This is a genomic window from Gemmiger sp. An120 (assembly GCF_002160955.1).
Taxonomy (GTDB): domain Bacteria; phylum Bacillota; class Clostridia; order Oscillospirales; family Ruminococcaceae; genus Gemmiger_A; species Gemmiger_A avium.
Genome location: NZ_NFLN01000012.1, coordinates 1 through 16,082, shown reverse-complemented (window position 1 = coordinate 16,082; position 16,082 = coordinate 1). Strand labels below are relative to the sequence as shown.

The 16,082-nt window shown below is 63.9% G+C and carries 15 protein-coding genes and 1 rRNA gene; 8 read left to right on the top strand and 8 right to left on the bottom strand.

The features are described from left to right. Both pstB and phoU read left to right on the top strand, forming a co-directional pair. Positions 1-759 (top strand): phosphate ABC transporter ATP-binding protein PstB, encoded by a 759-nt coding sequence (pstB, locus tag B5E65_RS10610; protein ID WP_087171743.1) that lies wholly within the window; start codon positions 1-3, stop codon positions 757-759. Between the two features lie 16 nt (positions 760-775). Beyond that, positions 776-1,423 (top strand): phosphate signaling complex protein PhoU, encoded by a 648-nt coding sequence (gene phoU, locus B5E65_RS10605; protein WP_087171742.1) that lies wholly within the window; start codon positions 776-778, stop codon positions 1,421-1,423. A gap of 309 nt (positions 1,424-1,732) precedes the next feature. Here the strand turns inward: phoU and B5E65_RS10600 are convergent, their stop codons facing one another. Next, positions 1,733-3,673 carry an LTA synthase family protein gene (locus B5E65_RS10600; protein WP_242957529.1) on the bottom strand — a complete coding sequence of 647 codons (1,941 nt, stop codon included), beginning with the start codon at positions 3,671-3,673 and terminating at the stop codon, positions 1,733-1,735. Between the two features lie 177 nt (positions 3,674-3,850). Then, on the bottom strand, positions 3,851-5,134 hold the full coding sequence (gene dinB, locus B5E65_RS10595) for a DNA polymerase IV (RefSeq protein WP_087171740.1): 1,284 nt from the start codon (positions 5,132-5,134) through the stop codon (positions 3,851-3,853). A gap of 109 nt (positions 5,135-5,243) precedes the next feature. On the opposite strand from dinB, the gene B5E65_RS10590 reads away from it, so the two are divergent. After that, the gene (locus B5E65_RS10590; RefSeq protein ID WP_158098571.1) at positions 5,244-6,092 is read left to right on the top strand and encodes a putative ABC transporter permease; all 849 of its coding nucleotides are present in this window, start codon (positions 5,244-5,246) and stop codon (positions 6,090-6,092) included. Positions 6,093-6,143: 51 nt separating this feature from the next. Here B5E65_RS10590 and B5E65_RS10585 read toward each other — a convergent pair whose 3' ends face one another. Next, the gene (locus B5E65_RS10585) at positions 6,144-6,683 is read right to left on the bottom strand and encodes a DUF5662 family protein (RefSeq protein ID WP_087171738.1); all 540 of its coding nucleotides are present in this window, start codon (positions 6,681-6,683) and stop codon (positions 6,144-6,146) included. 1 nt (position 6,684) lies between these two features. After that, positions 6,685-8,076, bottom strand: a complete 1,392-nt coding sequence (locus tag B5E65_RS10580) for an MATE family efflux transporter (protein ID WP_087171737.1) — start codon at positions 8,074-8,076, stop codon at positions 6,685-6,687. 143 nt (positions 8,077-8,219) lie between these two features. On the opposite strand from B5E65_RS10580, the gene B5E65_RS10575 reads away from it, so the two are divergent. Next, on the top strand, positions 8,220-8,840 hold the full coding sequence (locus tag B5E65_RS10575; protein ID WP_087171736.1) for a flavodoxin family protein: 621 nt from the start codon (positions 8,220-8,222) through the stop codon (positions 8,838-8,840). A gap of 213 nt (positions 8,841-9,053) precedes the next feature. Here the strand turns inward: B5E65_RS10575 and B5E65_RS10570 are convergent, their stop codons facing one another. From B5E65_RS10570 to B5E65_RS10555, 4 genes are all read right to left on the bottom strand, one after another. Then, positions 9,054-9,920: a DegV family protein gene (locus B5E65_RS10570; RefSeq protein WP_087171735.1), complete on the bottom strand. Its 867-nt coding sequence runs from the start codon at positions 9,918-9,920 to the stop codon at positions 9,054-9,056. 139 nt (positions 9,921-10,059) lie between these two features. Continuing rightward, entirely contained in the window at positions 10,060-10,647 is a 588-nt protein-coding gene (locus B5E65_RS10565) for a TetR/AcrR family transcriptional regulator C-terminal domain-containing protein (protein ID WP_087171734.1), read from the bottom strand. Positions 10,648-10,674: 27 nt separating this feature from the next. Further along, positions 10,675-12,201: a hypothetical protein gene (locus B5E65_RS10560; protein ID WP_087171733.1), complete on the bottom strand. Its 1,527-nt coding sequence runs from the start codon at positions 12,199-12,201 to the stop codon at positions 10,675-10,677. 28 nt (positions 12,202-12,229) lie between these two features. After that, on the bottom strand, positions 12,230-13,228 hold the full coding sequence (locus tag B5E65_RS10555) for a LacI family DNA-binding transcriptional regulator (RefSeq protein ID WP_087171732.1): 999 nt from the start codon (positions 13,226-13,228) through the stop codon (positions 12,230-12,232). A gap of 208 nt (positions 13,229-13,436) precedes the next feature. Here B5E65_RS10555 and B5E65_RS10550 point away from each other — a divergent pair, with 208 nt between their 5' ends. From B5E65_RS10550 to B5E65_RS10535, 4 genes are all read left to right on the top strand, one after another. After that, the gene (locus B5E65_RS10550; RefSeq protein WP_087171731.1) at positions 13,437-13,946 is read left to right on the top strand and encodes a GNAT family N-acetyltransferase; all 510 of its coding nucleotides are present in this window, start codon (positions 13,437-13,439) and stop codon (positions 13,944-13,946) included. Then, a complete protein-coding gene (locus B5E65_RS10545) occupies positions 13,936-14,445 on the top strand; it encodes a phosphatase PAP2 family protein (protein ID WP_158098570.1) in 510 nt (169 codons plus the stop codon). Before B5E65_RS10550 ends, B5E65_RS10545 begins: the two co-directional genes overlap by 11 nt. A gap of 161 nt (positions 14,446-14,606) precedes the next feature. Beyond that, the gene (locus B5E65_RS10540; RefSeq protein ID WP_087171729.1) at positions 14,607-15,563 is read left to right on the top strand and encodes a zinc dependent phospholipase C family protein; all 957 of its coding nucleotides are present in this window, start codon (positions 14,607-14,609) and stop codon (positions 15,561-15,563) included. Between the two features lie 324 nt (positions 15,564-15,887). After that, positions 15,888-16,082: ribosomal RNA gene (locus B5E65_RS10535) — 16S ribosomal RNA — on the top strand; the annotation flags it as partial.

Here is a 16,082-nt window from a genome sequence, read left to right as displayed (position 1 = left end):
ATGAATCCCACGATCCTGGAAGCGAAAAACCTGGATCTGTACTATGGCCAGACCCAGGCGCTGAAAAAGGTGAATATCCAGATCCCGGAACGGGAAATTACCGCCCTGATCGGGCCGTCCGGCTGCGGCAAGTCCACCTTCCTGCGCACCATCGACCGGATGAACGACCTGGTGCCCGGCGTGCGGGTGGAGGGCGAGATGCTTTACCGGGGCGAGAACCTGTATGCCCCCGGTGTGGACGTGACCTGGCTGCGCCGCAAGATCGGCATGGTGTTCCAGAAAGCGAACCCGTTCCCCATGAGCATCTACGACAACATCGCCTACGGCCCCCGTATCCACGGCGTGCGCAAGAAAGCTGAGCTGGACGCCCTGGTGGAGCAGAGCCTGCGGGGCGCGGCCCTGTGGGACGAGGTCAAGGACCGGCTGAAAAAGAGCGCGCTGGGCCTGTCCGGCGGGCAGCAGCAGCGGCTGTGCATCGCCCGGGCGCTGGCGGTGCAGCCGGATGTGCTGCTGATGGACGAGTCCACCAGCGCGCTGGACCCGGGCAGCACCATGCGCATCGAGGAACTGATGCTGGAACTGAAAAAGGAGTACACGGTGGTGATCGTGACCCACAACATGCAGCAGGCCGCCCGTATCAGCGACAACTGTGCGTTTTTCCTGCTGGGCGAGCTGGTGGAGTACGGCAAGACCGACGATCTGTTCAGCCATCCGGCCGACAAGCGTACCGAAGATTACATTACCGGCCGGTTTGGCTGATGGGAGGGATTTTTGGATGAATCGTGTGTTTTATGACGGGGAACTGACCCATCTGGACCAGCTGGTGCAGGCGATGGGCGCCCGGGTACTGGCGGCGCTGGACGAAGCGGTGGCCGCCGCCTCCAGCCTGGACAAGGCCGCGGCGGACCGGGTGATCGCCGGGGACGCGGAAGTGGACCGGATGGAGCGGGAGATCGAGCAGCTGTGCGTGACCCTGCTGCTGCGGCAGCAGCCGGTGGCCAGCGATCTGCGCCGGGTGAGCACCAGCCTGAAGCTGGTGACCGATCTGGAGCGCATTGGCGACCATGCCGCCGACATCGCGGAGATCGCCCGCACGCTGGACGTGCCTCTGACCGCGCCGCTGGGCGAGATGCTGAGCATCGCCCGGGCCATGGTGGAGAGCGCCCTGCGCGCCGCCGATGACCAGAATCTGGAGGGGGCCCACGCCACCATCCAGCGGGACGACGAGATCGACAGCGCGTTCTGCCGCCTGAAAGAGAGTTTCATTCATCAGGTGGCCGAGGGCAAGGCCGACGCCGACGCCATCCTGGACGGGCTGATGATCGGCAAGTACGCCGAGCGTATCGGCGACCATGCCGTGAATATCTGCGAGTGGGTCATCTGCCGGGGCACCGGCCTGTACCACGACCAGCAGATCATGTGACGGGGGCGGATATGGGGGGATAGAACCTATCCCCCCATACCCCCCGGAACACAGGGCCGGAATACTCCGGCCCTTGGGATAAAACAAAAGCAAGGCTCGCGCAGACCATTTCTGGCTTGCGTGGGCCTTGTTCTGTATAAAATTCCCTATGGCCGAATATATTCGGCCATGATTTCCAGGGGGGCTGGGTCCGCGAAGCGGCCGGGTCTCCGGTGGAGACCCGGACCGGCAGCGCGGTCGGCGCAGCCGAGCGGGCGCATCGTTGTTGCGCCCGCAGCGCTGGGGGAGATGTTATCTCCCCCAGATTCGCTATTCTTCTTGCGCGGGGCCCAGGCCCAGGTAATCCTGGCCGAACATCAGGTCGTACTGGGCGAGCCAGCGGTCATTGAAAGCGGCCTGCTGGGCTTCGGTCATCTCTTCCGCATAGCTGCCGTCGGGATTCACGGTCACGCCGCGGCTGCGGCTGCGCATGATGGGCAGCTCGCTCAGATGCAGCTGATAGAACAGCGGCTGTTCCAGCCCGTACAATTCCATCATCACCGGCGACACCATATACGACCCGATCACACCCAGGTCGATGGCCTCGCTCTGGTAATTGCTCCAGATCAGCAGGGGCGTGGTGCGCAGGGCCGGGCTCTGGTAATCGCCCTTTTCAATAAACCCGGTCTTTTCATACAGCTCATACCCGCTGCCGATCAGGTTGTAATGATCGCCCCAGAACACCAGGATCACCGGCTCGTCCACCTGGCTGAAATAATCGGTCAGGCGTCCCAGCATCGCGTCGGTATCCTTCATGGCGGTGGCAAAATCCCGCAGCGCCCCCACCGTTTCGCTGCTCAGCCCCGAGGGCGCCGCCGTCAGTTCCAGCAGCTCCTCCTCCGGGAAATTCCTGGCCGTATAGGTGGAATGGGCTTCCATCGTCACCGCGTGCAGGAACAGCGGCCCGTCGCCGCTGCGCTCTTCAAACTGGGCGATGATCTCGTCCGCCATGGCGTCGTCGCTCACCAGACCGCTGGTCCAGTAGGCCGACCGCTTTTTCTCCGGATTGTCAAAATCCTCCAGCGATATGTAGTCGTCAAACCCCAGGTTCGGATAGGCCCGGTCCCGGCTCCAGTACTTGGCCCAGTAGCAGTGCACCGCCACCGTCTCGTACCCCTTGGTGTCCGACAGATACCAGGGCAGCGAGAACATGGGATGGGTCACATGCTGCTGGAACGGCTTGCAGCCCATGGGCAGCGGCTCCACCGAAAACCCGGTCAGCGCCTCAAACTCCACGTCGCAGGTGCCGCCGCCGAAACTGGGCGAATAGATCCGGCCGCTGGCCGCCTCCTGCTGCAGCCGGTGATAATTGACCAGCGGGTCTTCGCTGAACTCTATCCCCGGCAGGTCGGTGGGGTCCCAGAACGCCTCCGCCATAATGTAGATGATGTGGGGCGTCTGCTCTTCACCCGAGGAGGCCGGGCTTTCCGGGAACAGGTTCTCGTGGTCCTGGGCCCGCTGCTCCAGCTCCGCTTTCAGGGCGGTCAGCGATTCTTCGCTGTAATCCTCCGGCTCCGAAATCTGCAGCTGCTGCAGGTTGGTCAGAAACCCGCTCAGTACCCCGTAGTTCCGGTAATACCGGTCCTGCAGCCACATGTCCGGCCAGATGCCGATGGCCTGGGTCAGGGTGGGGCTTAAGTAGAACAGCAGGCACAGGATGGTTACCGCCGCGCCCGCGCCGCAGCCCGCCAGCCGCAGCCGCCGGGCCGCCGGGCGCTGCCCGTGCACCGGCACCCGCAGCCACCAGCCCAGCACCGCCAGCACCGCAAAGATCGCCAGGCTGGCCCACATGGGGCCGGTCAGCTTCAGGTTGGATTTGTTCGCCACCGCCGCGGCCTCCTGCCACTGGGACAGGTCCCAGGGCAGAAACGGCTCGCCGCGGAAATCCAGCTTCAGCCGGGTGACCGCCGCCGGGATGCAGGCGATCAATCCCACCGCCAGCACCGCCGCGGTGTGCCGCCCCGCCAGATGGCTGAAAAACAGATAGATACCGATCAGGAACACCCAGGTGAGCAGATAACTGCCGATGTGCCCGCCCAGATATTCCGTCCAGAACTGGCCGTTCAGCTTGCCCCGGTGGATCCACTCGCAGCACAGCAGCGCTACCAGCGGCACCAGCACCGTGGCCGCCGCCCGCAGCCAGATGGGCGAAGTGTCCGTATGTTGTTTGGCGGTTTGGCGCACCGCGTTTTCCGTTGTGACCGACGCCAACCCTCGTTCCCCTCCGTTTCGCTTGAAAATCGGGCCGCAAAAGGCCCGTGACATCCTATTATACCGCCGGGTTGTGTAAAATTCCAGTAAAGCCCGACCGGTTTCGCCTTGTTTTCACAAAACCGCAAGAATTGGCGGAAAACAAAACCGGCGAACGGAGAGCGTCCGTTCGCCGGGTCACAGCGGCCCTTTGACCTTTTCGTTCCAGTCCTCCTCGCCGGGGGCGGGGGCGTTTTCCTCCATGTGCAGCCCGTCCAGCCCCAGCTGGTTGCCCACCCGGCTGCCCGCCCCGATGGCCGCCGCGCCGTACCGGCGGCGGATGCCGTCCAGGGCGTTTTCCAGCTTTTCCCGTTTCGGGTCGGGGGCGGGCGCGTCCCCGAACAGGCTCTGCTGCACTGCAAAGGGCTCGTCGGTCAGCGCCAGGGCGGTCACCGTCAGCATCCGCACCGGGCGGCGGGCCGGGTCCCAGTTGGCCTGCACCAGCGCCAGGCACTCCGCCGCCAGGTCCCGGGCCAGGTGGGTGCTCATGGGCAGCTGCTTTTGCCGGGTGATGGTGTGCAGGTCGGTGTCCCGGATGGTCACCTGCACCGCCCCCGCCCACAACCCGTGCCGCCGCAGCCGGGCCGCCACCTCCTCCGCCAGGGCGCCCAGCGCGCTGCGCACCTGCTCCGGGCTGGTCAGATCCTGCCGGAAGGTCATGCCGTTGCCCACGCTTTTCAGCGGTTCCCGCCAGCCCACCGGATGCACCGGGGCCTCGTCCTCGCCCCAGGCGTAGCGGCTTAACTCCGCCCCCAGCTTGCCCAGGTTGTCGGTCAGGATGCCCGGGTCCGCCGCCGCCAGCTGCCCGATGGTGCGGATGCCCAGCCGGGCCAGCCGCTCGCCCGCCGCACGGCCCACATACAAAAGATCCCCCGCCGGCAGCGGCCAGACGATCCGGGCCACGTCCTCCGGCCGGATCACCGTCATGGCGTCCGGTTTTTTGTAGTCGCTGCCCAGCTTGGCAAATACCTTGTTGAAGCTGGCCCCCACGCTGATGGTCAGGCCGGTGGTTTCGCGCACCCGGCGGCGGATCAGATCGGCCAGCGCGGTGGGGGAGGAGGCGAACAGATGCCAGGTATGGGTGATGTCCAGCCAGCTTTCGTCGATGCCGAAGGGCTCCACCAGATCGGTGTACTCGGCGTAGATGCCGTTGATGACGGCGGAAAAATGCCGGTACCGTTCCCGGTGGGGCGGCAGCAGCACCAGATCCGGGCATTTGCGTTTTGCCTGCCAGATGGGCTCGGCGGTGCGCACCCCAAAGGCCTTGGCCGGCTCGTTCTTGGCCAGGATAATGCCGTGGCGGGCTTTCGGGTCGCCGCAGACGGCCACCGGTTTCTGTTTCAGTTCCGGGTGTTCCAGCAGCTCCACGCTGGCATAAAAGCTGTTGCAGTCACAGTGCAGCACCCAGCGGTCCGGGGTCATGGGCGGCGCCTCCCTTCCTTGGCTTTGCTTTGATTGTAGCACGTTTTGCGCCCGGAGGCAAAGTATGGTATAATCCACTCATATTTCACAAACAAAGGAGGGACACGCCGTGCCTCAGGCTCATAGCCTCTACACGCTGTGCTGGTACTTTTACATCTACTCGTTTCTGGGCTGGTGCTCCGAGGTTGCCTTTGCCGCCATCAAAACACGGCATCTGGTCAACCGGGGATTCCTGAACGGGCCGGTCTGCCCCATCTACGGCTTCGGCATGCTGGCGGCGGTCACGGTGCTGGGGCCGGTATCCGGCAGCCTGCCCGCGCTGTTCATCGGCGGCGCGCTGCTGGCCACCGCCCTGGAACTGGTGGGCGGCTGGGCCCTCAAGACCCTGTTCCATGCCCGCTGGTGGGATTACTCCGACCAGCCGCTGAACCTGGGCGGGTACATCTGCCTGGGATTCAGCCTGCTGTGGGGCGTGGCGGTCACCGCGGTGATGCGGGTGCTGCATCCGGCGGTGGAAACGCTGGTGGGCCGCGCGCTGACCAACCCGGCGGGGGCGATCCTGCTGGGGCTGTGTACCGGGCTGTTTGTGGCCGACCTGATCGCCACCGTCATCACCGTGACCGGCCTGATGCGCCAGCTGGGTGAACTGGAGCGGATCACCGCCCTGCTGCACAAGAGCAGCGACCTGCTGACCAAACAGGTGGGCGGCGCGGCCCTGGTGGCCGACGAGCGGCTGAGCGCCGGGCGGGAGATGCTGGAGGACCGCACCGACGCGGCCCGGGCGGAGCTGGAGATGCGCCGGGACCTGCTGCGGGCGGAGATCCTGGACCGGCGGCTGGGCGCGTCCCGCCTGCTGCGGGCGTTCCCCACCCTGAAGAGCACCCGGTACGAGAACTCGCTGCGGGCGCTACGCCAGGATCTGAACGAACGGCTGGCCGGGCGGATCCGGCGGCGGTAACAGAAAGAACAACAAAAGGCGCGCTGCCGGTTGGCAGCGCGCCTTTTGCAGTTATTTCCTTTTGCCCAGCAGCTGGGTGCGGATATGGGCGAAACAGGCGTCCTCGCCCTGATCCCGCAGCACCAGCAGGGCCTGTTCCAGCTGGGCCCGGGTCTCCGGGTGCAGCAGGTAGTGGTCCTTGCCGTGCTGGTAATATTCCCAGGGATGGGCGTCGGTATAGTTTTCTTTCTGATAGGTCTTGCTGGCGGCGATCCGGTCGCAGATCATCTCCGCCACGTATTTTTCCGGCATCCGCATGCCGCACATCCGGTGGTCACCCTCCGGGTTGTAGTCGATCCAGTATTCCAGGTGATGCCGGTTGCGGCCCTTGTGGTGCAGCCAGGCGGCGGAGTATCCCTTTTCGATCCGCTCGATCTCGTTGGGGCTGCGGTAGCCCCGGAAGTATTTCACGCCGGGGATGAACTCCACCGGGGCAAACTTGCTCAGATCGTGGGTCAGGCCCTGGCGGTACAGGCCCACCTTGAAGCAGTGCCGGGCCACCAGCCGTTTGTGGTGGCAGATGGTGCGCAGATGACCCCAGAAACTGCCCATCTTACACACCTCCCGCCTGGCGGGCTTCCTGCACGGCGATGCAGCGGCGCAGCCAGCCGCCCGCCAGGAAGTAGAGGATATACAGCACCGAGGTCACGCCCCAGCTGATGGGATAGCTGACCAGCACGCCGGTCAGTGTGCCGAAGAGCGGGGCGGCCAGCACCACCCACAGAATCCGCAGGCCGCACACGCCGCCGGCGGTGAGGACCATGGGGACCCAGGCGTCGCCGGAACCGCGGATGGTGCCGCTGAGGGCTTCGATGGAGGCGTAGGTGATGAAGCAGGGGGTCAGCAGCCGGATGATCTCCAGCGCGCGTTCCACCACCTGGGCATCGTCGCTGAACAGACCCACCAGCGGCGAGCCGAATACATAGATCACCGCGCCCAGGCCCAGCGCCAGCACCGCGCAGAAGAACAGGCAGACCCAGGCGCCCTTGCGCACCCGGTCATACTGTTTGGCGCCGAAGTTCTGCCCGGCAAAGGTGGTCACCGAAAGACCCATACTGTTCATGCTCATCCAGAACAGGCTGTCCAGCTTGCCGTAGGCGGTCCAGGCGGCCACGGTGGTGGTGCCGAAAGCGTTGATGCTGGTCTGGATGATGATGTTGCTGATGTTGTACATCACCGACTGCAGCCCCGCGGGCAGGCCGATGCGCACAATGTCCGCCAGGGTGGCCGCGTCCATGGCAACCCGGTGCAGTTTCAGGTGATAGGGGCGCAGTTCCGCGCCGATCAGGCTGGCCAGGGTCAGCAGCGCGCTGACCAGCTGGCTGATGATGGTGGCCAGCGCCGCGCCCAGCACACCCCAGTGGAACACCGCCACGAACAAAAGGTCCAGCACGATGTTCACAAAGGCGGCGGTGATCAGAAAGTACATGGGGCGGCGGCTGTCGCCCACCGCGCGCAGGATGCCGGTGCCCATGTTGTAGATCATACTGGGGATCATGCCCGCAAAGTAGACCCGCAGGTACAGGGTGGAGGCGTCCAGAATATCGGCGGGGGTGTTCATGGCCTGCAGCACCACCCGGGCGAACAGGATGCCCACCGCCATCAGCACCGCGCCGCCGGTCAGGGCCAGCCAGATGCTGGTATGTACGGCTTTCTGCACGCCGGGCAGATCCCGGGCGCCGTACCGCTGGGCCAGCACCACCGAGGCGCCGCTGGCCAGGCCCACAAAGAAGCCCACCAGCAGGTTGACCAGGGTATTGGTGGCGCCCACCGCCGCCAGGGCCTGGGTGCCCACGAACCGGCCCACGATCAGCGCGTCGGCGGTGTTGTACAGCTGCTGGAAGAAGGTACCCAGCCAGATGGGGAAGAAGAACAAAAGCAGCTGCTTGCCGATGCTGCCGTGCAGGATCGGGTTGGTGCTGCTGTCAATGGTTGCTGCGCTCACGGATGAACGACCTCCGCTTTCTCATAGAATGGAAACGGGCGTTTGCCGCGCAAACCCCCATAATATTGAGTGTAGCGGTTTCGGCATAAAAAAGCAAGAGGGTTGCGCGGTGTGGTACAATGAAAGAAAAGGAGTGGATGACCATGAAGGTATTGCTGATCAACGGCAGCCCCCATCGGGAGGGCTGCACCCATACGGCGCTGGCCGAGATCGCGGCCGAGCTGCAAAAACAGGGGGTGGAGAGCACCGAGTTCTGGATCGGGCCCGCGCCCCAGGGCGGGTGCCTGGGCTGCGGCGGCTGCGCCAGGACCGGCCGCTGTGTGCAGAAGGACAAGGTGAACGAGGCGCTGGAACTGCTGGGGGAGGTGGACGGCCTGATCGTGGGCACGCCGGTGCATTACGCGGCGGCGTCCGGCAGCGTGACCGGCTTTTTGGACCGGCTGTTCTATGCGGGCAGCGCGTCGCTGCGGTACAAGCCCGCGGCAGCCGTGGCCAGCGCGCGCCGCGCCGGTACCACCGCCGCGCTGGATCAGCTGAACAAGTATTTTACCTTTAATCAGATGCCGCTGGTGTCCAGCCAGTACTGGAACATGGTGCACGGCACCTGCCCCGACGAGGTGCGCCAGGACGCGGAAGGCCTGCAGATCATGCGCCAGCTGGCCCGCAACATGGCCTGGATGCTGCGCTGCATCGAGGCCGGCAAGGCCGCCGGCGTGCCCTTGCCCGAAACCGAGGAAAAGGTGCGCACGAACTTTATCCGGTGAAGCTGATATGGGGGGATAGAACCTATCCCCCCATACCCCCCGGAACACATGGCCGGAATACTCCGGCCATAGGAAAATTTAATACAGAATAAGGCCCGCGTTGACCAAAAATGTCAGCGCGGGCCTTGCTTTTTTGTTTTTTCCTGAGGGCCGAGTATTCGGCCCTCGATTTCCGGGGTCTGGGGGGACGTTGTCCCCCCAGATTGGCCCTCCTTACGCCTCCTCCACGGCGGCGCGGGCGCAGGCTACGCCCAGGGCGCCGGGGCCGGTATGGCAGGCGATGCTCAGCGGCAGGGGAGCGCCATAGATCTTTGCGCCGGGGAAGGCCTGCTGCACCTTACGGTTCCAGGCCTTGCCCAGCTCCTCGTCGCCGGAATAGGCGGTCATCAGCCGCAGCGGGCCGTCCCCGGGCAGGGCATCGATGGCCTGCCGCAGCGCTTCCAGCAAAGCGGCCTGCGCCGCCGCGTTGCCCCGCACCTTTTTGTAAGCGTCCAGCTTTCCGTTTGCCAGCTGCAGGATCGGCTTCAGATTCAGCGCGCTGCCCAGCAGCGCCGCCGCCGGGGTGATCCGGCCGCCCTGCCGCAGATACTTCAGCGTATCCACCGCCAGATAGATCTGACTCTGGGGGCCGGTGCGTTCCAGCGCGTCCCGGATCGTCCGGGCATCCAGCCCCAGCTGCCGCAGCGCCAGCGCATCCAGCACCGCCTGCCGCAGCGTGGCCGAAATCCGGCCGTTGTCCACAACCTCCACCCGGCCAGCGTAGGGTTCCTCCATCGCCAGCATCCGTGCCGTGGCGCAGGTGCCCGAAAGCCCCGAACTCATCGGCAGATACACCACCGCGTCATTTGTCTGCAGCAGCTCGTCCCACATGGCCAGCGTGTCCGCCGGCGACGGCTGGGATGTGGCCACCTTCGCCCCGTTTTTCAGCGCCCCGTAAAACTGCGCCGCCGTCAGGTTCCGCCCTTCCAGAAATGCCTCCCCGTCAATGGTGAACGGCATCGGCAGCAGGGCTACCCCCAGCCGCCCGGCTTCGTCGGCGGTCATCCCGCTGTTGGTATCGGTCATGATGGCGATGCGCATGAGGCAGTCTTCCTTTCCGGGTCATTTTCGGTATATACGCTTTTTACTATACACCTGCAACCCGGAAGAAAAACAAGGGGCAAAATTGACCATGTGCACAAAAACCGGACGAAACAAACGTTCCATCCGGTTTTTGAATTCAGCAAAGGGTGCCGGTGCTTTCCCCCTCGGGGAAAGGCCGGGCGGACAGCTCCCGGGCGGTGGCCCGGCCGCTGAGCAGCTCATCCAGCATCTTGACAAAGGGCCGCGGGTCCTGCTGCATCCCGGCGGAGGCCCAGTCCAGCAATACCCCCACCAGCGCATGGGCATAGAACCGGGCGATCAACCGGGCGCTGGCGCTGGCCTCGTCGGTGGTCTGGCCGCAGATCACCCGGGCAATGCGCTCCTGGTAAAACTCCATCAGGCAATCGCTGAAACTGTTCTGCCCGTGGAACTGCAGCACATTCAGATAAAATTTCTTGTTGGCCTGCATGTAGCTGCACAAGGCCAGCAGACCCTGGGCCCAGTCGCCCCGCTCGGTGGGATCGCCCACAATGGGGGTGATCTCGGTGTGGAATACCCAGCTGATCAGGTCGTACTTGTCCCGGAAATGGTAGTAAAAGGTGTTGCGGCTCACCCCGCACTGACGGGCGATGTCGCCCACCGACAGGCTTTCAAAAGACCGGGTCTCCATCAGTTCCTTGAGCCCCGCCGCGATCGCCCGCCGGGTCATGGTTGCGTTTGCCATTGTGTTCTCCTTGTTGTGTCGTGTGTGTTAGCGGCAGAAGATCGGGCTGACCCAGGCACAGTCCCCGTTGCGCAGCCAGACCCGCAGCCGGTAGTTGTCCCCGGCTTCCATCGGCACCGTCAGGCTGCGGCGCAGGGTATAGGCGGCCTCGGGCACCGCCTGCCGCTGCCGTACCTTGTAGGCGTTGTGCCAGAACAGGTCGTCCCGGTAATGGGCCACGTCCCCAAAGGTGCGCTCGGCCAGCTGCACGCTCTCCTCATACTCGGCGTGGATCTTGCCGGTATACAGCAGCTCGCTCACCGGCAGGGCGTATTCCTTGCCGTCCACCGTCAGGGTCAGCACGTCATGGATACCGCCCTCCACCTCAAAGACAAAGCCCTCGGTGCGGGCGCCGCTGGCACCCATCCAGTGGTCGCCGTCCCCCCGCATGGAGGTGGTCAGCTCAAACTCGCAGCCGGTCTTGGTCTGATTATACAACTTCTGCCCATAATTATTCCAGCATTTTTCTACACTTATCAGCCGGCCCGGCACCTGCAGGCTGCCCACCCAGTGCTTGGACAGCTGATCCGGATAGAACCGGGGGTTCGTCCCCCAGCCGAATTCCAGCGCAAACTTGAACCGGAACCGCTCCGGCAGCGGCTGACGCTCCCAGCTGCCGGAATGCACCAGCATCTCGTGCAGCACATTGTTGCGCAGCACCTCCACCCGGTCGATGGCGTCGGCGGCGGTGATGGCAATCTCCATCTGCCCCTCGCCCGGGGCCACGGTACTGCCCATGGGGGCGCCGTTTACCGCGAAATCAATCTCCATGCGGGTGCGGCTCACCCCGTACACCCGCCCGGCCCGCAGGCCTTCCCAGATGGCTTCCTTGGTAGCATCCTCGGCCAGCACGCACATGGTGCCGTGCACGCAGACGCCCGGCAGGTTGTGGTTGTCGCCGCTGGCGATGCAGCCTACCCGCCAGCCCTGCTCCAGCCCCCGCTCGTAGCAGGTTTCGCCGGTGCGCGGGCCCATGTGGGGATGCCGCTCCATATCAAAGGGGCCGGTGTCCCGCTCGCTGCAGCCATGGCTGGAATAGATCTCCGCAAAGGGGCTGAACCGCTCGTCGTGGGTGGCCCAGTTCTTGCCCCGGCTGCCCAGCTGGTAGGCCACATGATGGGGGATCGCAATGGCCTCGGTGTCCTTGTAGGCGTCCCGCAGCTGGGTGTAGAGCATCGGGTGCAGCATCGACGCGTCGTTATGCAGGAAAAACACGTTGTGATCCCCGTCGCTGCCGTTGCCCTGCCACTCGTAGCCCATGAACATGGGCCAGCCTTCCTCGTTTACCCGCTTTACCGCGGCACGCAGCTGTTCCCAGTCGGCCTGGATGGCCTCTTCCGGATACAGATCCTCCAGCGGCGCGCCCGCCTCGTTGTGGCGCATGTACATGGGATAATAGGCCACCGGCCAGAAATCCAGTACCTGACGGGCCTGCCCGATCCAGGCGTCCAGATCGCCCATCTGGTTGTGATGGATGTTGGCGTGCAGGTCGGTCCAAAGCTTCTTATAGGACATAGTGCGCTCCTTTCAAAGATACGGTTCGTTATTCCCAGCTGGCCCGCACCGGCACCGGATAGGTGCGGGGCGGTTCCTGCGTTTGCTGTTCGGTTATACGATGGTACAGCGCCTGCGCCGCCGTTACACCGGCCCAGGCCGCGTCCTGCACCAGGCAGTCCAGATCGGTGCCCAGCTTGTCGCAGGTGTTGGGCATGGCCATGCCGGTCAGCGCCACCCGGCTCAGCAGCGCCGTGTCCCGCCGGTTCAGCTGAATCACCGTCTGTTCCAGAAATTCCGGCTCAAAGGCCATCACGCCGGTACGTCCGGCGGCGGCGTCCCGGGCGATCTGCTCCACGGCCGCGGGCAGACGGCCCTCCCGCCGGCAGCCGTAATGGGGATACACCGTCGGGCTGTCCGCCCCGACCAGGGCCGCGCGCACCCCCGCTTCGCACAGCTGGGTGCGGGCAGCGGCCTCCTCGCCCAGCAGCAGATGCAGCCCCGCCGGCGCGCCGGTGGCCAGCAGACGGGCGGTCAGCCGCCGGGCGGCCTGCTCGTAATCGGCGCACACCAAATCGCAGGGGGGCAGGCTTTCCCCGTCCAGCAGCACCAGCGGCACGCCCTGCCGGGCTTGCTGTTCCAGAAACACCGGGTTCAGCCCGCTGCTGCTCACGATCAGCCCCGCCACCCGCTGGCTCTGCAGCTGGCGCACACAGAACTGTTCCTTGGCCGGGTCGCCGTCGCTGGAACAGACAAACACCGCGTAGCCCCGCTCATAAAAATAGTCGCCCACCGCCCGGCAGGCCTTGGCGTAGAAGAACTCCAGATCCGGCACCACCATGCCCACCGTGCGGCCCCGGCCCTGCCGAAGCCCCCGGGCAAAGGTGTTGGGCTCGTATCCCAGCTGCTGGATCGCCTCCCGGATCCGGTAGGCCGCATAGGCCCGCACGCTGCCGGGATCGGCCAGATAGCGGCTTACCGAACTGACCGATACCTCCGCCAGCTGGGCTACCTCCCGGATGGTGGCTTTTCGATTTTCCTGTGTCATCCGCAGCACCTCCGCAAAAAGTGAAACCGTTCTCACAGTTACCAGATGCCGTATAGTTCCAGTTTACCCTTGTATTCTGGGGGTTGTCAATGGCTCTTACCGATTTTTGTTAATGAAAACGTTTTCAGTTTCGAGGGCAGCAAACCTTGGCAGCACCCGCGGCGGGTGCTATAATGTAATACAATAAAGAAAAAGGTGAGGATATGCAATGCAGTGGCGTATTGAGGAGTGGCGGCAGGAAGATCTGGCGGACCTGTGCCGGATCTGGAACCGGGTCGTGGAGGACGGCGTGGCCTTTCCGCAGACCGGCCCTCTGACCGAGGAAACCGGCCGGGAATTCTTTGCGGCGCAGTCCTTTACTGGGGTGGCCCGGGACGATCAAGGCCGGGTGCGGGGGCTGTACATCCTGCATCCCAACAACGTGGGACGCTGCGGCCACATCGCCAACGCCAGTTACGCCGTGGACGCCGACGCCCGGGGCCTGGGAGCAGGGGAGGCCCTGGTGTCCCATTGCCTGACCACCGCCCGGCAGCTGGGCTTCCGGATTATGCAGTTCAACGCGGTAGTGGCCACCAATGCTCCGGTCCTTGCTTTGTATAAAAAGCTGGGGTTTATACAATTGGGAATTATTCCGGGCGGTTTCCACGCCAAAGACGGCCGCTGGCTGGATATCATTCCTCACTATAAAAATCTCATGGAGGATGGCGATGAAGGCTGACCATTATCCGGCTTTAATGGCCGCGCTGCGCCGCCGGCCGGCGCTGGCCGCCGCGGTGCGGCTGCTCAACCGGCTGCTGCCCTTTGCCGCGTATCTGCTCTACCCGCTGGGGGCGGTCTGGCTGCTGGTGCAGCGGGACCCGCGTCTGGTGCGGTTTATTCTGGTGCCGGGGGTGGTGTTCGTGCTGGGCACCGCGGTGCGCCGGGCTTTTCACGCGCCCCGACCCTATCAGCTGGCCGACTATGAGCCGCTGGTGCACCGGGGCAAGACCGATGACTCCTTCCCCAGCCGGCACGTGTTCAGCGCCTCGGTGATCGCCGCGGCGTTCTGGTATGTCTGCCCGCCGCTGGGGCTGCTGCTCACTGTGTCGGCGTTGTTGCTGGCCCCGGTGCGGGTGCTGGCCGGGGTGCATTTTCCCCGGGACGTGCTGGCCGGGCTGGTGTTTGGATTCGGCGCGGGGTGGCTTGGCTGCTTTGTGCTGTTGCCGAACCTGCCGTGACTATACGGATTGTAAAGTATACTGCTTGTTGATCGCTCCGGTTTTGCCGGGGCGATTTTTGCGTTTCCGTTGAGAAATCTGGCGGATTCGTGTACAATGAAAAGGATGCTTCAGGGCCCCTGTGCCCTTTTATACCTTATATAAAGAAACGAGGGACTTTTATGCCGGAAGGCTACACCCATATCCGAACCGCCCGCCAGGCAGCCGTGCTGGCGGATTACGTGCCGGTGGTTTCCAAGGCCTTTGAGGCTGGGGCCAACGGGCCGGACATTCTGTTCTGTTACCAGGCCTGGAAGCCCGCCCGCCGCCGGGCGGTGGATCTGCCCGGTTTGGGCGGCCGCATGCACGACGAGTGCACCGGCGCATTTTTGATGGAACTGGTGCGCCGGGCCAAGACCCCTGCCCAGCGGGATTACGCGCTGGGGTTCCTCTGCCATTACGCCGCCGACTGCGCGGTGCATCCTTATGTGGTCATGATCACCGAAAAGGGGCAGCTGTACGGCCGCAAGGGCGGGCACGGGTATTTTGAAATTGCCCTGGACAGCTATCTGCATAAGGAGGACGGCAAGGGGGGCGAGGTGCCCTCCGCCCATGCCTGCCCTCATCTGGTGGGGGCGCCGCTGGCCCAGGTGGGCGCCCAGCTGCAGGGGGCGATACAGACCGTGTTCGGTATGGAGGTCAGCCGGGAGGCTCTGGCGGATACCTTCCATCACACCTATTGGGTGCGCCGGCTGTTCAATTCCCGTTTCAAGATCAAGCGGGGGCTGTTCTGGCTGGTGGAACCGCTGTTCGGCGGCCGGGGTGCAATCACCGGCCATGTGAGCCCCGCCCGGCTCAAGGGCACCGGCCCCCGGGATAAGCGGCCGCTGCCGGACAGCTGGACCCATCCCTTTACCCAGGAGACGGTGCAGGCGTCGGTGTTCCAGCTGCTGGAGCAGGGGGCCCGGGTGGGCTCCGGCTATATCCTGGCGGCCCGTGGCTACTGGCAGGGCAAACTCACCGACGAGCAGCTGGCCCAGGTGGTGGGATCCCGCAGCTATCTGTCCGGGCTGGAAGACCCTGCCAGCAGGGCGAAAAATGCAGCGGAATTACCCTCTGCAAAAAAAGAAAAAACCTGAAAAAAGGTGTTGACAATCGGGTGGCAGAGTGGTAATATAATCGGGCACCCTTTGAGGGGGTACGGCGCTGGAAAGCGGCTCGAAAAAATCTCAAAAAAGTGCTTGACAAACAGCACTTCGCGAGATATAATAAATGAGCTGCCCACCCGAGAGGGCGCGGCGCACAGGACCTTGAAAATTGAACAATATCGAAGCTTGAACGGAACCCTTTTAAAGTGAGGAAACACTTGAAAAAATCCAAACAAGTAATTCGCAGGACGCAAGCGATTGTGTCTGAGAATCACAGAGATTTAAATTCAGATAGTGATCTGGTTTAGATACCGTTTACTAAAGAGTTTGATCCTGGCTCAGGACGAACGCTGGCGGCGCGCCTAACACATGCAAGTCGAACGGAGTTATCTTGGCTGAAGTTTTCGGATGGACGCCGGGATAACTTAGTGGCGAACGGGTGAGTAACACGTGAGGAACCTGCCCTTGAGTGGGGGACAACAGTTGGAAACGACTGCTAATACCGCATAA

What these genes read in the sequence shown, in the direction of transcription:
- phoU (WP_087171742.1), top strand. Translation starts at nt 776, where the DNA reads ATGAATCGTGTGTTTTATGACGGGGAACTGACCCATCTGGACCAGCTG.
- dinB (WP_087171740.1), bottom strand. Translation starts at nt 5,134, where the DNA reads ATGACCCCGGACCGCTGGGTGCTGCACTGTGACTGCAACAGCTTTTAT.
- B5E65_RS10545 (WP_158098570.1), top strand. Translation starts at nt 13,936, where the DNA reads ATGAAGGCTGACCATTATCCGGCTTTAATGGCCGCGCTGCGCCGCCGG.
- B5E65_RS10560 (WP_087171733.1), bottom strand. Translation starts at nt 12,201, where the DNA reads ATGTCCTATAAGAAGCTTTGGACCGACCTGCACGCCAACATCCATCAC.
- pstB (WP_087171743.1), top strand. Translation starts at nt 1, where the DNA reads ATGAATCCCACGATCCTGGAAGCGAAAAACCTGGATCTGTACTATGGC.
- B5E65_RS10540 (WP_087171729.1), top strand. Translation starts at nt 14,607, where the DNA reads ATGCCGGAAGGCTACACCCATATCCGAACCGCCCGCCAGGCAGCCGTG.
- B5E65_RS10575 (WP_087171736.1), top strand. Translation starts at nt 8,220, where the DNA reads ATGAAGGTATTGCTGATCAACGGCAGCCCCCATCGGGAGGGCTGCACC.
- B5E65_RS10585 (WP_087171738.1), bottom strand. Translation starts at nt 6,683, where the DNA reads ATGGGCAGTTTCTGGGGTCATCTGCGCACCATCTGCCACCACAAACGG.
- B5E65_RS10565 (WP_087171734.1), bottom strand. Translation starts at nt 10,647, where the DNA reads ATGGCAAACGCAACCATGACCCGGCGGGCGATCGCGGCGGGGCTCAAG.
- B5E65_RS10555 (WP_087171732.1), bottom strand. Translation starts at nt 13,228, where the DNA reads ATGACACAGGAAAATCGAAAAGCCACCATCCGGGAGGTAGCCCAGCTG.
- B5E65_RS10550 (WP_087171731.1), top strand. Translation starts at nt 13,437, where the DNA reads ATGCAGTGGCGTATTGAGGAGTGGCGGCAGGAAGATCTGGCGGACCTG.
- B5E65_RS10570 (WP_087171735.1), bottom strand. Translation starts at nt 9,920, where the DNA reads ATGCGCATCGCCATCATGACCGATACCAACAGCGGGATGACCGCCGAC.